The sequence below is a fragment of the Corynebacterium doosanense CAU 212 = DSM 45436 genome (assembly GCF_000767055.1).
Lineage (GTDB): Bacteria > Actinomycetota > Actinomycetes > Mycobacteriales > Mycobacteriaceae > Corynebacterium > Corynebacterium doosanense.
This window is the reverse complement of the sequence record NZ_CP006764.1, coordinates 731,406-749,860: the sequence shown is the minus strand read 5'-3', so window position 1 is coordinate 749,860 and position 18,455 is coordinate 731,406. Positions and strand designations below refer to the sequence as shown.

General features: G+C 62.9%; 13 protein-coding genes, 1 tRNA gene and 1 pseudogene. 10 read left to right on the top strand and 5 right to left on the bottom strand.

All coding sequences use genetic code 11. From position 1 onward, the window contains the following. Positions 1-92: 92 nt before the first annotated feature. From CDOO_RS03735 to CDOO_RS03705, 9 genes and pseudogenes are all read left to right on the top strand, one after another. Positions 93-491, top strand: coding sequence for a hypothetical protein (locus CDOO_RS03735; protein ID WP_156111865.1), 399 nt, complete (start codon positions 93-95; stop codon positions 489-491). Positions 492-612: 121 nt separating this feature from the next. Continuing rightward, complete coding sequence (locus tag CDOO_RS14505; protein ID WP_081610400.1) at positions 613-837, top strand: helix-turn-helix transcriptional regulator; 225 nt, start codon at positions 613-615, stop codon at positions 835-837. Between the two features lie 256 nt (positions 838-1,093). Then, the gene (locus tag CDOO_RS03730; protein ID WP_018022950.1) at positions 1,094-5,218 is read left to right on the top strand and encodes a DNA polymerase; all 4,125 of its coding nucleotides are present in this window, start codon (positions 1,094-1,096) and stop codon (positions 5,216-5,218) included. A 153-nt stretch (positions 5,219-5,371) separates the two neighbouring features. Then, positions 5,372-6,097, top strand: a complete 726-nt coding sequence (locus CDOO_RS03725; protein WP_162138673.1) for a hypothetical protein — start codon at positions 5,372-5,374, stop codon at positions 6,095-6,097. Between the two features lie 2 nt (positions 6,098-6,099). Next, entirely contained in the window at positions 6,100-6,465 is a 366-nt protein-coding gene (locus tag CDOO_RS03720; RefSeq protein ID WP_018022952.1) for a hypothetical protein, read from the top strand. 250 nt (positions 6,466-6,715) lie between these two features. Next, positions 6,716-7,102 carry a MobC family plasmid mobilization relaxosome protein gene (locus tag CDOO_RS03715; RefSeq protein ID WP_018022953.1) on the top strand — a complete coding sequence of 129 codons (387 nt, stop codon included), beginning with the start codon at positions 6,716-6,718 and terminating at the stop codon, positions 7,100-7,102. Between the two features lie 91 nt (positions 7,103-7,193). Beyond that, positions 7,194-7,481, top strand: a pseudogene (locus CDOO_RS14500) (relaxase/mobilization nuclease domain-containing protein); the annotation flags it as partial. 610 nt (positions 7,482-8,091) lie between these two features. Beyond that, positions 8,092-9,012, top strand: a complete 921-nt coding sequence (locus CDOO_RS14255; RefSeq protein WP_018022955.1) for a hypothetical protein — start codon at positions 8,092-8,094, stop codon at positions 9,010-9,012. 575 nt (positions 9,013-9,587) lie between these two features. Continuing rightward, positions 9,588-11,009 (top strand): IS1380 family transposase, encoded by a 1,422-nt coding sequence (locus CDOO_RS03705; protein WP_038573261.1) that lies wholly within the window; start codon positions 9,588-9,590, stop codon positions 11,007-11,009. Between the two features lie 148 nt (positions 11,010-11,157). On the opposite strand, the gene CDOO_RS14495 is transcribed toward CDOO_RS03705, so the two are convergent. The 5 genes from CDOO_RS14495 to CDOO_RS03685 form a co-directional block, all read right to left on the bottom strand. Continuing rightward, positions 11,158-11,304 carry a helix-turn-helix transcriptional regulator gene (locus CDOO_RS14495; RefSeq protein WP_081610309.1) on the bottom strand — a complete coding sequence of 49 codons (147 nt, stop codon included), beginning with the start codon at positions 11,302-11,304 and terminating at the stop codon, positions 11,158-11,160. Further along, entirely contained in the window at positions 11,297-12,385 is a 1,089-nt protein-coding gene (locus CDOO_RS13525) for a restriction endonuclease subunit S (protein ID WP_081610310.1), read from the bottom strand. The genes CDOO_RS14495 and CDOO_RS13525 overlap by 8 nt, the downstream gene beginning before the upstream one ends. After that, on the bottom strand, positions 12,382-14,391 hold the full coding sequence (locus CDOO_RS03695) for an HsdM family class I SAM-dependent methyltransferase (RefSeq protein ID WP_018021096.1): 2,010 nt from the start codon (positions 14,389-14,391) through the stop codon (positions 12,382-12,384). The genes CDOO_RS13525 and CDOO_RS03695 overlap by 4 nt, the downstream gene beginning before the upstream one ends. A gap of 242 nt (positions 14,392-14,633) precedes the next feature. Beyond that, positions 14,634-14,707, bottom strand: a tRNA-Met gene (locus CDOO_RS03690). Positions 14,708-14,826: 119 nt separating this feature from the next. Beyond that, on the bottom strand, positions 14,827-17,799 hold the full coding sequence (locus tag CDOO_RS03685; RefSeq protein ID WP_018021097.1) for a UPF0182 family protein: 2,973 nt from the start codon (positions 17,797-17,799) through the stop codon (positions 14,827-14,829). Between the two features lie 113 nt (positions 17,800-17,912). Between CDOO_RS03685 and CDOO_RS03680 the strand changes: the two genes are divergently transcribed. Continuing rightward, positions 17,913-18,446, top strand: a complete 534-nt coding sequence (locus CDOO_RS03680) for a PPA1309 family protein (protein ID WP_020384548.1) — start codon at positions 17,913-17,915, stop codon at positions 18,444-18,446. The last annotated feature ends 9 nt before the right edge of the window (positions 18,447-18,455 follow it).

Below are 18,455 nucleotides of genomic sequence, written 5' to 3'. Positions count from 1 at the left end.
GGGATAAGCTCGGGGTTATGGAACGGAACCCCTGGTCAGAATGGTGGACAGAAGAGGCCCAGTCGCGCCGCGACGCGGTTATAGCGGAGCTGGTGGATCTAGGCGTCGTCGGCGGCGAGAGCAGCCCCGACGAGTACGAGATCCTGGACATCTCCCTCGCCCAGGCCATGAAGCGGGACATCTCCCTCGCCCGCGAGCTGGAGAGTCAGGCGGATGCTCAGATCAGGGAGGACGGAGACCGATCTCTCCTGCGGCAGCGACAGGTGCTCAGGGAGGCCCTGAAAGGGATGACCGCCGCGTGGCGGTCCCGCTTCGATCACGAAGTGATGACCGACGCCCCAGGGCGGGGGCGTGTGGGCGTGTGGGGATACGTCTACGACGGGGAGGACCACGCGATGACCATCGAGGACACCGTCCGCGTAGACGCTGGGATCGTAGATACGCTGTGGCCGCCCCTACTACGGGACACTCCGGGCATTGACGGGACCTAGCGGGATCGGTAGGGTAGGTACAAGCCCCGGCTGGACTGTCGATCTACGGATCAGCACCCCTGAGACCGGATAAGAACTCGGCTAAGTGCATCGACTGCGCGGCTCGCCATGCTGATTCAGCATGTCGCGAAAGAGGTTCTTTCCAGTGGGCTCTCCACACACTATTGACGCGTCGCTCCGCCCATCTGAGGCAGGAGCCGTCCTGGGGCTCAGCCCTAAAACTCTCGCAAACTGGCGCAGCCAGGGCACTGGCCCGGCGTACGCCCGTGTCGGCGATCGCATCACGTACCGGCTGAGTGACCTGCTCGCCTACCGCAGCGCCCGCATGGTCAGGGGTGAGCGGTAATGAACCACGTTTCCGCAGGTCACGCCTATGAAATGGCGGTTTCCGAGACCCGAAACGGGCAAAACCGCAGGTCACAGCTACTTTCTGCCCTCTCGGGGGTTACAGGGGTTACTTATACCCCCGCGCTAGCAAAACACGAAAAAAGAGAAGCTTTCAGGGGGGAACACTTCTGTTTTTTCGTGTATCTGAGTAGAGGGGCTCAAAGTAACCCCGGAAACCCCCATAACCCCGCCGCACCGGTCGGGGGTGTCGTGCGATGAGCGACGAAAAAACCCCCACCGGCCAGGGTGAGGGTATTGATCAGGGGTCCGCTACTTCCCTCCAGCCTAAGGCCACCTGTCCCGTTGGTCAAGGCCCTACACTTGACAGACTCTCGCCTGAGCACCTGACCGAGCTACGCGCCTCTGCCATTTCCGACGCGGTGATCGACGCGTGTGGCGCATACACCGCGTACGAGCGCGACGACCTGCCGGAGCCGCTGCGGTGGGTCGGTGACCGGGACGGCGCCCTGCCTGCGCTGGTGATCCCCATGACTGAGGCTGGTCGCGGGATGACCTGGCAGGTGAAGCCTCGGACGGGGACCGTGGCGGTGGACGGCCGCACACTGAAGTACATCTGCCCGTCGAAGAGCAGTGGTGCGATCGTCCCGTCTCTGATCGAGCGTCGGGCTGTCACCGACGAGACGAAGCGGGTTCTCATTGTCGAGGGGACGAAGCAGTCAATGGCGGTGCTGTCGTGCACCGACAGCACCACTGCGGTCTATGGTGTGCCCGGCATCCAGAGCTGGATGGGCGGCGAGGACGGGCCTTCCCCTGCATTTAGCCTGGTCACGGGCCTGTCGACATACATTCTTCCTGACGCAGATGCTGCTCGTAACCGTGCGGTCTACGACGGGGCCTCTGCACTTGGCGCTCACTGCCGCCAGTGGGGCGCGTCGCCTGTGCGGTACATCTCAATCCCCGGTCACGGGACGCAGGGCGTTGACGACGTCTTGGCATCGGTAGACGCCGAAAGACGGGCTGAGTTGCTGGACCTGTGGGTCCGGCAGGCTGGAGACAAGCCCTCGCTGAAGATGCCCCCCAAGAAGAAGAAACCCGAGGGTGAAGACCTGGACGATGACCGGCCACGGGTGTCCGCTGACGCGCCACCTCAGGAAATTCTCTCGGTCGTCGGGGGCGCGCTGCACACCAGCCTGGGTGGCCGGTCGCTTTTCCGCCAGGGGTCGTCTCTGGTGTCTCTGGTGGAGATGGAGGGCCGACGCACCCTCGCCCCGGTAAGCCGGGCTCTGATGCAGGATCTGGGGTCTCAGGCAGCTGCCGTCGTGCATGAAACGGAACGGGCCTCGCGCGAGCGATTCCTGTCCGGGTCTGAGGCGGACATGCTCCTGTCCCCTCCCCGTGTCGCGCCTTACCCGCGAATCGACGGCATTTTCGCGTCCCCGGTAGTAAGTGGAGGCGGTCGGATCGTGTCCGATCCCGGCTACGACGCTGGCAGTGGAGTGTATCTGGACCTGTCTCGTGAGCTGGTCGGCTTCTCGGTGCCAGAGAGCCCGTCGCCTGATGATGTCACGGCTGCGCTGAACCTGCTGGAGGAGATGCTGGTCGACTTCCCCTTCAAGACCGCCGCTGACCGAACTAGGGCCCTGGGGATGCTCCTGACAACGGTGACGCGCCTCATGTATGGGACGTCCCCCATGATCGTCGTGACGGCTAATACGCGAGGGTCCGGAAAAAACCTGCTTGCCGACAATATGTCTCTCATCGCCACGGGCGAGTGCGTCTCCGTGCAGCGGCTACCGGACTCAGAGACGGAGGTGCAGAAGGTCCTCGTCTCCGCTCTCCTAGCTGGCCGCACGCAGCTGACCTGGGACGAAGCGAGCGCTGGGCTGGACTCTCCGACGTTGTCGGCATTCCTGACGAGCGAGGTGTTCGGCGGCCGTCGCCTGGGTGAGTCCGAGGATTTGCGGTCGAAAAACCTCGCCTGCGTGTGGGCGATGGGCAATAACGTCTCGGTGTCCGGGGACCTGTCTAGGCGGACCATCGCGGTTGAGCTGGAGTCCCCCCTGTCCGATCCCGAGGCCCGGACGGGATTCAAGCACGCTGACCTGCGGGGTTGGGTACGTAGTCGCCGGCGAGAGCTGCTGGAAGCCGTATTCACCCTCGTCCAGTCGTGGGTCGTCGCCGGGCGACCTGCGCCGACGTCTTCTGCACCCGTCGGCAGTTTTGAGGGGTGGTTTCACGTCGTCGGGGGCGTCTTGGAGCATGCCGGTCTACCTGACCTCATGGAGGGTGTGGCTGAGCGGCGAGCCGCAGGGAATGTCTCTGAGCAGGAAGATCTCGCTTTCCTCGCGTGGGTAGTCGAGGTGACGGGCGGCAGCGAATTTATCGCTTTCGATCTCGAAGAGGCTGTCGCGACGTACTCCGGCTACGTGCCGCTGCCATCGACGATCCAGAGCCTCGGTGATGCCACCGCTAGACGGTTAGGCCGGGCTCTGACCCGGATGCAGGACCGGCACCTGGGCGGATATGTGGTCCGGAGCGCTGGGACGCAGGCTCACGTCAAAAAGTATCGGGTCGACGTAACAGGCGGTCCTGGCAACGGTGGCGATGGCACTCCCCCGCCGTCCGCTCCGACTCCGGGCCCCGGTGACCCCTCTGCGCCTATCGGCACCCTTGTCTTCGACCTGGAGACCGGGTCGGCGGATGATCTCCACACTGCCTCTGACCCGGGCTGGGTCCGTCTCGCGGCGTACAGCATCGACGGTGCCGATCCGGTGGCGACGACGGATATTCGTGAGCTCGTCGGTCTCATCGAGCGGGCTGAGACGGTCGTAGGCCACAACATTGTGGCCTACGACCTGCCCGCGCTGGCGCGACACTACGGCCTGGACGTGGACGCCCTGGTGGCGCAGGGCCGTGTCCGCGACACTCTGGTCCTGGCTCGGTTGGCTGAGCCGCCGCGACCGGGGCTGCGCTACGGCCTCGACGCCGTAGCTACCCGGCAGGGTGTCGACGGGAAAATACTCTCGGCTGGCGAGAGCGCCCTGAAAAAGCTGGCCCGTGACCACGGCGGATACGACCGGATCCCCGTCGACGACGAGGACTACCGCGCCTACGCCACGCAGGACGTGCGCGCCACGGCGGCGGTGTACGCGGCTCTCCTGCCCCGGGCCGTGGACGTGGTCGGCGAGGAGTACGTCACCTACGAGCACCAGGTGGCGCACGCGCTGGCCCAGGTGGAATCACACGGTGTGCGTGTAGACCGCGTCGAGGTCGAGCGTCGCCTCGCCGACGAAGACCTGGTGCGGGGTGAGATCCGCACCTGGCTGGTGGAGACGGTCGGCATCCCTGACGAGGGGAAAGCGCCGTGGGCTAGCGCTGAGGGTAAGGCCGCTCTGGCTCGATATGTCCACCATGCCGGTGCAGAGCTCCCTCTCACTGCCAAAGGCTCGGTGAGTGCCTCTGGCGAGGCTTTTGCGGCCGTAGCAGCGGAGCATCCAGAGAGCGCCGCGCTGGCGGAGCTGGCTGAGAAAATGACGACCCTCCTACAGGCGTCGTCTCCGGCCGCGACGGTGAAAAAGTGTCTGCGGTCCGACGACCGCGTCTACCCCGCGATCCAGCCCTCCCAGGCGACAGGTCGGCTGTCCACGACCTCGCCCGGCATGACCATTTTTGGCAGTAGATCGGACCGGCTCATCGCTCAACGGGCGATGATCGTGCCGGATGAGGGCGACGTGATGGTCGCCGTGGACCTATCCGGCATCGACGCTCGGTGTATGGCGGCGGGTAGCGGAGACGCCGCGTACGCTGCGCTTTTCCAGCCGGGGGTCGATCTGCACTCCGAGACGGCGGCAAGGCTTTTCGGCGACCCTGGGCGCAGGGCTGACGCCAAGATCGTGAACCACTCCATGAACTACGGGGTGGGGGCAGCGAAGCTGTCAGCAGCTCTCGGTGTATCCGAGGGTGAAGCTCGGCAGATCCTCACTGACTACGACCGCGCGTACCCGGGCCTGGCGGCTTTTAAGGCCCGTCTCCGGGCCGGGGCTGAGTCGGGCGGTTACGTCACCTCTGGCTACGGCCGTCGTGTCGCTGTCCCGCGTGACCGCGCATGGACACAGGCTCCGGCGGGCTATGGCCAGGCCACGGCCCGCGACGCCTTCCTGACGGGAGTCCTCTCACTGCCCGACGAGGTGAGTGCGATGGTCCGCATCTTCGTCCACGACGAGGTGGTGCTCTCTGTCCCGGGTGACCGGGCAGAGGAGATACAGGCCGCTGTGGTCGCCACATTCGAGTCGGTGACCCTGCCGTGCGCGGGCGGCGTCGTCGTGCCCGTCCTGGCCGAGGCGGCCGGCCCAGCCGAGACCTGGGCAGGGTGCAAATGATGGCTGCCGACACGCTCGCGCGGCCGCCACCGCTGGCCCCGTGAGTACCTCAAAAGACCAATCAATTTTTCAATTCACAGAATGGAGCAGGACATGTCCGATGGATTCGGCCACGATATTTTTACCGTCCTCGCAGCGCTGATGATGGCTTCGTTGGCGGCTGCACAAGAGCAGGAGGCGCAGGCCCAGCGGCAGGCTGCGCTGGATGATGAGCAGCGCCGCACGGAGCAGCGGCGCGCCGAGAAAAAAGCACTGTGCGATCGTGAGAAGGCCCAGGCGGATTACGAGTCTCGGTGGGATGTCAAGACGCGGCGTCAGATCGACGCTGCGAAGGCTGCGGTGCGCATGCAGAAATTCAAGCCCGCCACCACGCGTGCTATCTGCGCTCGCCTGGATTGCCTCGGAGGTCCCCTCGCCGAGATCGCCGAGGGGTCTGTCCACGCCACCAGCCGGAGGGCGGTCGGGGATGAGATCACTCTGTGGGAGCGCGATCTCAGCGCTCTCGCGGCGGCGGATCGGGGCCTCATCCCCGGTGATGACCGGCGGGTGGAGGCGGCCAGGACGCGCATCGCTGAGCTGGTCTCGGCCCACGAGGCCGGCCTCGCCTCGCGGGGCCTCGATGCCCCTACAGCTGGCGTGCTCAGCGTGGACTGGGAGGCGCTCGCCGACCGCGCTCGGCGTGGAGCTGAGGACGCTGAGGCGGTAGCGGCAGCGGGTCCGGGAGGACCGGCAGAGGGCAGATCTACGGCCATCGAAGATCTGCGCCTGGCGCTCGACAAGGGCAGTGACCGCTCCGACAAGGGCGGTAGGGGAAGCCAGCGGACGGCCCCCACACCGCCGCGACCGACGAAGACTACCGACTACGGAATGGAGCTTTAATCATGGCAACGAAGCAGAAGGTCAACGCTGCCGTCAAGCGCTTGCGCGATCAGCAGCAGGCGCTCGCAGACGCTCAGCGCCGCGAGGACGAGGAGCGCCAGGCGGTGCTCGTCGCGCTCGGTGAAGTCCTCGAAGCTGCGGCCACGTCGCCGCGCTCGCGGTGGCACGGTTTCCGTGACCGCCCGCTGCGAGATCTCCTCGTGGAGGCCGGTCTCGAAGAGGCTGAGGAGACGGCTGAGACTGAGGTCGTGCCTGAGGCTGAGGCTGAGGCTGAGGAGCAGGGCAGCTCGGAGGAAGCCGCTGACTCACCGGTAGAGGACGCGTCAGTGCAGTCCGAGGCCCCGGCCCCGGCCTCGGACTGGGGCTAGGGGGTCCAGGGGGCGCAGCGCGCCCCCGGCCAGCCACCCGGTCGGCGCGCCAGCGCCGAGAGCACCGGAGGTGCTCAGGGTGATGCTGGCACCGGGGTTTCGCTGCCGTCTCCGACGATCCCAGCGCTCACAGATCACGAAGTGTCTGGGAGACGGGATCGCTCGGAGCGTGTCAGAGAAACCCCGGCATGGATCGGAGCGCGTCAGCGGTTCGGTCCACTATCTGTAACGACGATGGAAGAAGGCGAAGATGAAGTTAAAAGGTGAGGTAGCGAAGCGACTGACGATCCGCCTCGACGCGGCCGCGTGGGGGGTGGTCGAGGCTGTCGCCCGGCAGCTGGGGATCACGCCAGCGGAGGTGATCAGGGGTGGCGTCCACACGCTGTCAGACCGGCTACCGCCGGGGTGGCGGGAGCGGGCTACGGCTCCCCCGCCCGGACTGGTGGCCGAGTTGCGCGCCCTGCGGTTGGAGGTACGCCGCATCGGTGTGAATGTGAATCAGTCGGTGCGGGCGCTGCACCAGCGCGGTGCAGGCGCAGACGCGTCGGTGCTGTCGCAGCAGATGGCCGAGATCGAGGCCCAGCTCGATGAGCTGAGCGGGGAGGTGAGCGCCCGTGTCTGTCACGACGGTGGATAGGTCTCAGGACGTGCGCGGCGCGGTGGTCTACGCCGTGTATGGCACCGCCAGCGGTGCCCGGGACGGCGTGATCCGCGCTGCCGGTCTGAGCATGGTGGGCGTCGGCGAGGCGCGCGACGACCCGTGGGCCGCGCTGGCGTGGGTCGATGAGGGACAGGAGATGCTGAGGCCGCACACGCAGCGGTCGAATCAGGCGGTGACCATCGTCCAGAGCTGGGCTGTGGATGAGCTGGACGCCCAGGACCCTGCTGACATCGAGCGCGCACAGGCGATGGGCAGGGAGCTGGCCACGCGGCTGGCCCCGGGCTCCCCGGTGGTCGTGGCGACGCACACTGACTCGAAATCTGGGTGCGTGCACAACCACATCATCGTGCTCAATCATGACCTGGCGACTGGTAAAGCCACGTCGAAGCAGGCGGGCAACTGGCACGCAGTCGCTTTCGAAAACGACCGCTTAATGCGTGACTGGCACATGCGTGTTCTGAGCCAATCGGAGGTGAGCCTGTCCCAGGCTGAGCGCACGGCTGCGCGGGAGGGACGGAATATCGACTCGTCGGGCCTGGCACTGCACGAGATCGGCCCGGACACGTGGCGGCATTATCTCCGCGCCCGCGTCGATGAGGTCCTAGCCGATCCGCGTGTCACGGGGGCCAGTGACCCCGAAGCTGGCTGGACGGCGGCGCAGCAGATCGCCGCTGACCACGGAGTCTCGATCCGCGTTGAGGGGGGCTCTGCCGTCACCCTCGCCCTTGTCGATGACGACGGCGAGGTCGCCACCTACGCGACCTCTCGGGGCCGCACCCGAAAAGCCGCCACGGCCGGGTCGAAATTGGGTGAGACCTACACGATGACCGGCCTCGGCGATCGGATCGCAGAGGCGCAGGCGGCACACGCCGCACGGATAGCACGACAGGCGCGGAGAGACGCTCTCGCGCGCATCACATCAGATCGAGATACAGAGGAGAAGGACGATGTCACAGGAAACACACATGGAGACTCTCATCGAGCAGTACCTCAACCCGGAGTTGGACCCGGTGATGGAGGCTCTGGAAAAACTGACCGACGACCGGGTCAGCCAGAAGCAGAAGCTCTCGTCAGCGATGGAGGCGGCGGAGCAGCTGGCCGAGAGGGTCACCGAGGTCGAGGTCTCGGTGGTGGGACTGACGCACTTGTCCGAGCAGCAGCAGCAGCTCGCCGAGCGGCTGCGGCAGCTCAGCCAGACGACGGTGGGGACGGAGGAGTACGACACGGCGCAGAGAGCGGTCGCGGAGACGATCTCGTCGCTGGTGACGATGATCTCATCGATGGGCCCGGCGTTACGGTCGGTGCAGGGCACGCTGGCAGATTTGGCGCTGATGTACAAAGCGACACTGGAGGTCGCGGAGCACCCCGTGAAACTCTCCGCCGCCAGCACCAAGAACGTCTCTCAAGGATTGTCCAAGCAAATATCGATGAGCCTGAAATCTGAGCTTGGGCCCTTGGTTAACCAGTCGTTCGCGCGTGTCCAGGAGAGCATCGACGGCACGGTAAACCGAGCGGTCGAGCGACTCCAGCGGGAGCGCGCATTGTTGACAAAAGAGCTGGGTAAGGTTAGCCAGGAACGACAAAAAATCGAAGAATCAATCCGCAAAGATACTGACCGAATTAACAACACGAAGCGGTTCGCCCTCTGGACTGTGTTGGCTGCGCTGTTGGTAGGAGCTGGGTTCGTGGCTATCGGCTCGCTGGGTGTTGGCGCGATGAACTTCCTTGGTATCCCTGATGGTTTAGGCACGCTCTGGAGCAACGTCGCGTCGGCCGAGACCTGGTATTCCACCGTAGGCTGGCTGGTAGTCACACTGGCTGTTATGGGGTTGATAGTTAGCCCAATGGCCTACGTGGCGGCGAAGGTGGTTAGTGAAGGAAAGTAGTGAAACCGCCACTCTTCGGAGGTTGAGCGCCTGTACAGGCAGCGTGCTTAGCGCGACACCGTCTTCTTGGCAGTACAAATGGTAGAAAATGGCCCCACATCAGCCGTAGCTGATGTGGGGTTAACGTCGAAGGCTTCGCAGTACTCATCGTGAGATTCCACCCAGCTGCGATGAATACCCATGATGGTGACGCCCTAGACGGCATCAGAATCTAACCAGCCTCCAACAAGGAAACCCTTGTTATAGCAGATCGAATAGCCGATCCGTACAAAAGGAAGTAATAGTAGAAACAAGGATGAGCGGGCCTTTTCGGGACCCAGTTATAGGTCAATTCTTGGCCCAGACCGGCACCACCGGGCTAACTCGCGTGTTCTTGTAGTACAGGCTTAGCATTGAGAGCTTCACAAAGCTTGCTAAGCGTGAGTGTTGTTATCCCAGCGCCAGTCTCTAAACCTTGATCCACCGATGCGAGTATCCGGATCAAGCCGCGCATGAAATGGAAATGCCCCCTCTGAAATGGGAAAATGATGATGTTCTAAGTCAACCAATCCCGCCCAGAAAGGGGCACCTCTCAGGTGCTATTCAACCACACACCCGCGTCTGCGTCCCATTCCTTCGACGATGAGAACCTCACCGCAACCACCGGGCTGGTCCCGATCATGGCACTGGCCCAGAAGGCAGGCCTGCCAGCCCTCGCCGAAGACCGTCTGACCGTGACCACAACCGGGGCGGACAAAGGCGCGAACCCAGCACCGAAACTGGCCACCCTGGTCGCAGGAATGGCTGCCGGGGCCGACTCGATCGATGACATGAACATCGTCCGCCACGGCGGCATGAAACACCTCTTCGACCGCGTTTACGCCCCTTCGACACTGGGCTCGTTCCTCCGCTCGTTCGCCTTCGGCCACGTCAGACAACTCGACGCCATCTCCTCCCGCTTCCTGACCAACCTCAACGCGCACACACCGCTGCTGCCCACGAACCAGGACAGTGCACAGGCGTCAATGATCTTCGTCGATGTCGACGACACCGTCATCGACGTTCACTCCGCGTCGAAGCAGGGAGCCGGGTTCGGCTACCAAGGTAGTCGCGGGCTCAACGCACTATTGGCGACCGCATCGACTGCCAGTTCCGGCCAAATCATCGTCGGTCAACGCCTGCGCAAAGGCTCAACCTCCTCAGCCCGGGGTGCTGACAAATTCGTCTCCGACGCTCTGGCCACCACAACCCGGATCAACTCTGGCACTTCGGTGTTGGTGCGCGCTGATTCGGCATACTACTCATCAGGCGTCGTCAAAGCCGCCCACGACGGCGGGGCTCATGTGTCGATCACGGTACGCATGGACAAAAGGGTCAAAGCAGCGATCGGAATGATCAGCGATGACTCCTGGACTGGCATCGAATACCCCGAAGCGATCTACGACGAAGATTCCGGGGCATGGATTTCGAAGGCCGAAGTCGCTGAGATCCCATTCACCGCGTTCACCTCAAAGAAGAAGGCACTGCAAACGACGGGGCGTCTGGTGGTGAGACGCATCCCGGAACTCAACGAAACAAAACGGGCTGCCGGGCAAGACCCGTTGTTCAACTTGTTCCGGTACCACGCGTTCTTCACCACCGTCGATCAGGATCGTTTCGACACTGTCGCTGCTGATCACATCCATCGCAGACACGCGATCATCGAGCAGATCAATGCGGAGCTGAAGAATGGTGCCCTGGCGCATATGCCCTCCGGGGTGTTCAACGCCAACGCCGCTTGGCTCGCAGTCGCAGCGATCACGCACAACCTGCTGCGGGCTGCTGCCGGAGTCGTTGGTGGACGGATGGGCAAGGTGCGCGCCCAGACGCTGCGAACACGGATCATCAGCGTCCCGGCCCGGATTGCTCACCGGGCTAGGAAACTGATCCTGCACCTGCCGAGAGCCTGGCCGTGGGCGACGGAGTTCTCACGACTCTGGCAATCGGCGTTGGGACCACCCCGGACAGTGTCGATCTGACCAATTCGCCTCTGAAAGGGGGGCCCGAGACCGGAGTTATGGAGGAGCCTCCGGGAAGCTCAGTGTGGAAGAGACCGGTGAGAGACCGGGACACTACCTCCTGCCCGCTCATCGTGTCCGAGCTCAAATTCGAGTGAGCCCCCGGACATCAAGCAGATCGGTGGATCAAGGCTAAACGGGCAATGGTCGGCCGTGAAACCTCAGAATATCGGGCCAGCTCTTCCTGCGTCCAACCTCGCTCAATACGCAGACGTTTAACCTGCGCACCAATCAGCGGACCGTGCACACTAGGCATGGACACCTTCTTCTGTGGTCACCGACGCACGGACGGTATTCTCTACGCGCACACGCATTGCGCCCCCGTATGTAGTCATGCCCTCCCAGTCTGGGACAGTTTCGCCTGCAGGCGTGGTGATGACTGGGACCATGATATGCGTGGCCTTGAGGCGCTTGAGGGTCGCGCCATTTCCTCCCCAAGAGAACTTCCCAAGCTGCTGCTTGATGGCCGTCATTAGCACAAAGGCGTTGTCGACGTTAAGCTGTTGGTGCTCCAGAATTTGAACGTTCTGGCTGGTGTAGAAGTCCACAGGTTGATACCCAAGGGTCTGAGTATCAAGACCGAGTGAAATCACATTGCCTCTCTCGGGCGGCTTACCCTGCCGGGGCACAAAGCCGACAATGCTGTTACCGGCACCAGACCGGGATACGAATGGATATTGTGGGACTCCTATTAGTTCAAGCTGAATCTTGTCGTACCACGCCTTCGATGATCGGACTTTTTCGAAGACCTCGGTCAACAGCATCGGCGCGAAGTCCAGCTCCGGTAGTTCAGAATCGCTGTCTAGAGCAGTCCGCAGCACATGTGCACGGGCTTGGAGGGTCTGCTCTCGTAGCTCTCGGCCTAGCGCTTCCATACCTCCCCAGTCGGGCACAGTTTCACCTGCCGGGTTGTTGGTAACGGGGACCATGATGTGCGTAGCTTTAAGGCGCTGAAGTGAGGCGCCATTTCCCCACTGAAACTTACCTTTTTGTTGACGCAGGACAGTAACAAGGAACAGCCCGCTATAGAAATTCATTTTTGGATGCGACAGTACCTGTATCTCCTTGCCGGAATAGAACGACCTAGGTTGGTAGAACACGGTCGCAGTCGATACACCCACGGTGATTACATTCCCAGGGTTGCTTGGAGGGAAACCTTGTGACGGGACAAAGGCAGCTACCCCGTTCGAGGTGCCGTTCCGAGCCACATAGGGAAACCTCCCCTGTCCTCCTTGCTCACCATTCACGAGGTCAAACCATTTTCCAGCCGCTCGCACCTCATCAAAGACCTTAATCAACAGCATCGGCGCAAAGTCGAGTTTTTCATACATACTCATTGCAGCTCTCCGTCCGAGGCACTCTCTGCACCGATTAGGCCCCCCTGCCCGTGCGCATGCATGTCAGTCTCCCACGTCAGGTAATCAGCGAAAGTCCTAAGAAAGTCTTCGTAGGTTGGCGGCTGGTCGTTGAAATAGAAGTAACTGTGCTGCCATTCGTCCTTAGCGGTGACCTCTGAACGCACGACGAAATGAGTGTCGGCAGGAACCCCATCATTAAGCACCGACAGAAGACGCTGCTTATAAGAATCCTCGTTGCCTTCACCTACCAGACCGACATGCTGACGGACCTTGTAGCCGTCTTTCTTGAAATTTACGAAGGCGGTCTGTTTATGTTCGGGATGCGCGACGCCCGCAGTAAATAGTGCAATGACTGTGTGGACACCGACGCCGTGAAACGTATCGGGGTTCATCGTGATGACAGCATCGAGCGTGTGGTGACGCATGATACGCTCTTTCAGCTCCCTATCTTCCCTGGTCTTACCCACCATCGCCGACTGGGGCACAATGGCGGCCAGACGACCACGCACATCGAGCAGGTCCAGAGCGCGGCTAACGAAAGACAACTCCGATAGGTGACGAGTCTCTTTGTTTTTGGACTGACTATATGGCGGGTTGATGAGCACCTTGGTGAAGCCGTGGCCGCTAAGCCATGTGCCCGTCCCAGGGTCGAGGACATCCCCACGCAGCTCGTGGATATCGAGGTCAAAGAAGTTGTGGCGTTGGAAATTGGCCTTGCCATCACCACGCAGAATCATGTTGGTGGTGCCGATAGCAAACAGCTTGTCCTGGAGTTCCACACCATGTAGACGGTTCTTACGAATGTCTTCGAGCCTGGCCTGGAGCACCGCCGCGTTGTTACTGTAGCGGGCGTGAGCGTCGCGGAACATGCGGTTCATCGAGGCGATAAGGAAGGACGCCGTACCTGCTGCCGGGTCAACAACCACGTCGTCGGCATTGACGTCTATCAAATCGGCCATCAACTCGGTGATATGGTGCGGGGTCAGGACGATACCGAGCGCGCTGCCATCCGAGCCACCGTACTTGACGAACTCACCGTAGAAGCTTCCCAGCACGTCGAAACTGCTATTGCCCGGCTGCGAGATGGCATCAAGGATGTCTGCCTTTAGTGTCTCGGTGTATTTATGCAGCGGGGTCACATCACCCAGGTTGTTATTCTTCTTGTTGAGTAGCACGTGTGACTTGATGAAGACGAACTGGTCGAGCAGCGCGCCCACCTTTTGCTTCGGCATGAAGTCGGTGAGATCGCTCTCCAGGTACTCTTTGGCCGCTTTGTAGACTTTCTCTCCGTCCTTGTACCCGCCCTTCTGTTCCCCAATGAGGTCATCCAACAGGTTAGGGCGGTATTTGAGTGCAAGCAGGATAGCGGACACCAGCGTTGCTTTCCGTTCGCCCTCCAGGGAGGCATAGTTGCGCATCGCCTCGTGTAGATCTGCCGCGACAGCACGAACCTCGCGGGCCTCTCGCTCCTCACGCGGCAGCTCGCCGAGAACCTTGACCCGGTAGTACTCCTCAATCTTGTCTGGCCCTAGGTTCTCCAGGTTGTCCAGCGCATCGATGAGGCGTGGCACAGAGTTCGGCGCAACGAAGGCGATCGTGAGGTCATGCAGCGTCTCGTTGCCAGCCACACCGACAGCGAAAACGCGCTTGCCCGTCCGGTCCGCGAAGTACTTTGCGTAGTGCACGGCCCCGTTGAGTGCATGAGTGGCGCGGGCCGGATGGGACAAATCGAGCTGGTCATCGGCATCGTAAAGGAGGCTGAAGTCAATCTCCGGTTTATCCTCGATGACGACGATGAACCGGTCAGACTCAAATACGAACTCCGGCTTTCCACGCCCGCCGCCGGTGCCCTTAGACGCGCCCTCCATCGCGTCGTAGAGATACTTCGGCGCGTCCGCAATGCTCTGCTCGTACGGCGCTGTGATGCCAATTTCACGCAAAATGCGCCGAACAAATTGGTCTGTGGTCTTCTCGTTAACCCTCATTAAGGCGTTGTCCCTCTAGTTTAGTAGCATTTATCTACGTTAAGCCACGTTAAGAGGCATTTTGTATCATAAGCCATACAAGCTCCCGCATGAAAGCTGCGACACGGGCACAAAACCCAAGAATGGTGACCGAGCGACAGAATCAGACGCCTTAAGCGACATCCAAAGCGACATTCGGAAGCTTCAACCAAAAATAAAAGAACCCCGTGCCAGCGTTCACACTGGTACGGGGCCTTTCTTTGTAGCGGGGACAGGATTCGAACCTGCGACCTCTGGGTTATGAGCCCAGCGAGCTACCGAGCTGCTCCACCCCGCGTCGGGTGATCTTCTTCAATTCACCTCGCCGATTCTTGATGTTTACCATCTTGTCTCGGCGACATGGACTACTCTAACGCCGCTCCCCCGGGGAACCAAATCCCCAGGGCAGCACGGTTATCAGCGCTGCATTTCCTGGTACGCGGCCACGGCCTTGTCCACCTCGTCGAGCGCCGCGCCGTACTCCTCGAAGGAGCCGCCCTTGGACTCGTCGAGTTTCTTCAGCGCGTCGTTGATGCGCTCGATCGCCTCTCCCTCGCTGCCTGAGCCACCCGCGGGAGCGGACGGCGCCGGAGTCGCCTCCGCGGAGTCGCCCTCAGCCTGCGCCGCGGCCTCTCCGTCTGAGGCGGTGGAGGCCTCCCCCACCACTTCCTGGGCGGCTTCCGAGCTGATGCCCACCTGCTCGAGTGCCTGGGCGATGGTCGGCGCATAGCCCACCCGGCCCTTATAGGACACGAGCATGCGCAGCAGCTTGGGGAAAGCCGAGTCCTGGTTCGAACGCTGGGAATAGATCGGCTCCACGTAGAGCACCTCGCCGTCTCCGAGCGGGAGCGCCAGCAGGTTGCCGTTGTACAGGGTGTTGGTGCCCTCCCACAGCGTCCGGTCCCGGGCGACCTGGTCCGAGGACATCATGGCGTCCTGCGCCTGGCGCGGACCCTGGGTCTGCGTGGTGGTGGGCAGCACCCGGACGGTGATCTTGCCGTAGTTCTCCGGATCAGAGCTGACCGTCATGTGCGCGGCCAGGAACTCACGCTGAAGCCCGCGGTACGGGGTGAGCAGCTGGAAGGTCGCCTCGTCCGGGTTCTGCGGGTCGGCGGCCATGACGTAGTACGGCGGCTGGTTGAGGGTCTCGTTCGCGCCGCTGGCGGTCGGGTCGCCGGGCACGGACCAGAAGGCGTCGTTGTTGAAGAAGACGCCCGGGTCGTTGACGTGGTAGCGGGCCAGCAGTTCGCGCTGCACCTTGAACATGTCCATGGGGTAGCGGAAGTGCTCGCGGAGAGTATCGGGGATCTCACTCTCCGGCTTGACCGTGTCCGGGAAAACTCCCCGCCATGCCTGGAGGACGGGATCCTCGGTGTCGAACTCGTAGAGCTCCACGCTGCCGTCGTAGGCGTCGACCGTAGCCTTGACCGAGTTGCGGATGTAACCGACCTCCTCGTTGATGAGGTTGGTGGTGCCGTCGGGGTTCAGGGTGTCCTGCGTCGATTCCGTGAGCGAGGTCTGCTCGCTGTAGGGCAGCTGGCTGAGGGTGGTGTAGCCGTCGACGATCCACTTGATGCGGCCGTCGACGACCGCGGGGTACACCTCGGAGTCGGTGGTCAGCCACGGGGCGACCGCCTCGACCCGCTCGGCGGGGTCGCGGTCGTAGAGGATCTTCGAGCTGGGGCCCACCCGGTCGGAGAGGATGAGGTTGAGCTCACGGTTCTTCACGGCGTAGGCGGCGCGGTTGACCCAGTTGCCGATCTCCACGCCTCCCTCGCCGTCGTAGGTGAACTGGGTGTTGTCCGTGTCGTATTCGACCGGGCCCTGACCGTTGTCACCGACGATGGCGTAGTCCACGCCGTCGTCAGCCGAAGCAATGACGGGTCCGTAGTAGATGCGCGGCTGGTCGGCGACGATGCCCAGCTCCTCGGCCTGCTCGCTGGCCTCGGCGATGGCGTTGCTCTGGAGGTCGGAGACGGTGAACACGGGGAAGCCGCCGCGCGTGGAGCCGGCCTCCTGCGGTGCCTCGTCCACGGTGTTGGCCTGGGCGGCGACGAAGCCGTTGCCGTGGGTGTAGACCGTGTGCCGGTTGATCCACTCCTCCTGGTTCTCCTGCAGGGCGTTGGGATCCAGTTCGCGGGCGGCGACGACGAAGTCACGCATTTCGCCGTCGATCTGGTAGCGGTCCATGCTCAGCGTGTCGGGGAACCCGTAGAAGTTGCGCAGCTGCTGCATCTGCGTGAACGTCGGGGAGATGATGTCCGGGTCGAGCAGTCGGATGTTCGAGATGGTGTTCACGTCGGAACCCACGGCGTCGTCGGAAACCTCACCCGCACCCCAGTTCTCCTCGAAGTCCACCTTCTCGTCAGTGAGCCCGTAGGCGAAGCGGGTCGACTCGATGTTGCGGCCGATGTACTCGTTCTCCTTGGCCTGACGGTTCGGCTGCACGGAGAACTGCTCCATGACGAGCGGCCAGACCGTGCCGACGGCAATGGCGGAGACGAGCATGAGAACCACGGCGATGGCCGGGACACGCAGGTCCTTGTAGATCACGGAGACGAAGAACGCCGCCGCGACCACCACAGCGATAACCGTGAGGATGATGCGCGCGGGCAGGACCGCGTTGATGTCGGTGAAGCCGCCACCGGTGAAGATGTCGTGCTCGGTGTAGAGCAGACCGAAGCGGCCCAGCCAGTAGTTGAAGGCTTGGACCAGCATCCACAGACCGGCGGTGACGGCGAGCTGGACCCGTGCGGTGTTGGACACGTGACCCGTGACTCCGGCGACACGGTTGCCGATCCGGATACCACCGAGCAGATAGTGCCCGACCAGCGCCACGAGGAAGGCAATGATGAGCAGCAGGCCGAGCGTGCTGGAGATCACCTGGAGGAACGGCATGGTGAAGGCGTAGAAGCCGTAGTCGCGCCCGAACTGCTGGTCGGCTACGCCGAACTCGGTGCGGTTGAGGAACAGCAGGACCACCCGCCAGGTGGCCTGCCCGATGAACCCGGACACCAGGCCGACGACAACGGGGAGAAACAGCAGCAGCGCGCGGACCGAACGTTCGATGTTCTCGCGGTACTGGGCGACGGGCGAGTTGATGTCAAAGACGTCGACGTCGCGCGGGCGGCCCCGCCAGGTGAAGTATCCCGCCGCCCAGGTGATTCCCGCCCCGACAAGCCCGAAGACGAGGAAGAGGAGAATGCGGGTGACGTAGGTGACGGTGAAGACACCCCGGAAATTCAGGGATCCGAACCACAGCCAGTCGGTGTAGAAACCCACCGCCATCGGCAGCAGGATGAGGATCGCGGCGACGAGGCCCACGATCCAGCTCAGGGCGCGCGACGGGCGCCTGGGCGCCGGGGAATAGGGGGAAGTTCCGGTCGACAAGACCTAACTCCTTCGGGGTTGCGGCGGGCCATGCCGAATTCAGGCCGTGTTCAAGCAGTACAGTCCTCCACTCTAAGGAAGTTTTCCGACGAACAAAACGAAGGGGCCAATTTATGACTGCCACCGGATACCCACAACAGGCGTTGAACGCGGCGATGCGCGAGGCGGTGGACTTCGTCCACGCCGAGGGCTGGGACGCGGAACCGACGCTGTTCGGACTGGTCCCCACCGAGCTGCTCGTGGACCAGCTCGACCCGGATGACGCCACCACTCCCCTGACCCTGGTGGTGCAGGACAACCTCCCCGACAACCTCCCTGCCGGCAGCGAGGAACTGGTGGACTACTGCTCCCGCATCGCCTGGCCCGCGCAGATCGCCGGCGCGGTCCTTGCGCAGGAGATCTCGTTCCGCGATGCGTCGGAGGGTGACGACGCCGAGCCCCGCCCCGCCCGCCTGTTCTCCGGGGTGCTGCGCGAGGAGGGAAAGGAGCTCACGCTTCTGCAGCTGCGGCCGACGGAGGAGGAGCTCAGCGAGCGGGGGCCGTTCGCCGAGGACGAGGTGGAACTGCGCGGCGGGCCGGGTGTGGCCCCGGGGGTTCTCGCCGCCCTGCGCCATGGCCTGGAACAGGATCCGGATGACCTGGCGTAGCTGACATAG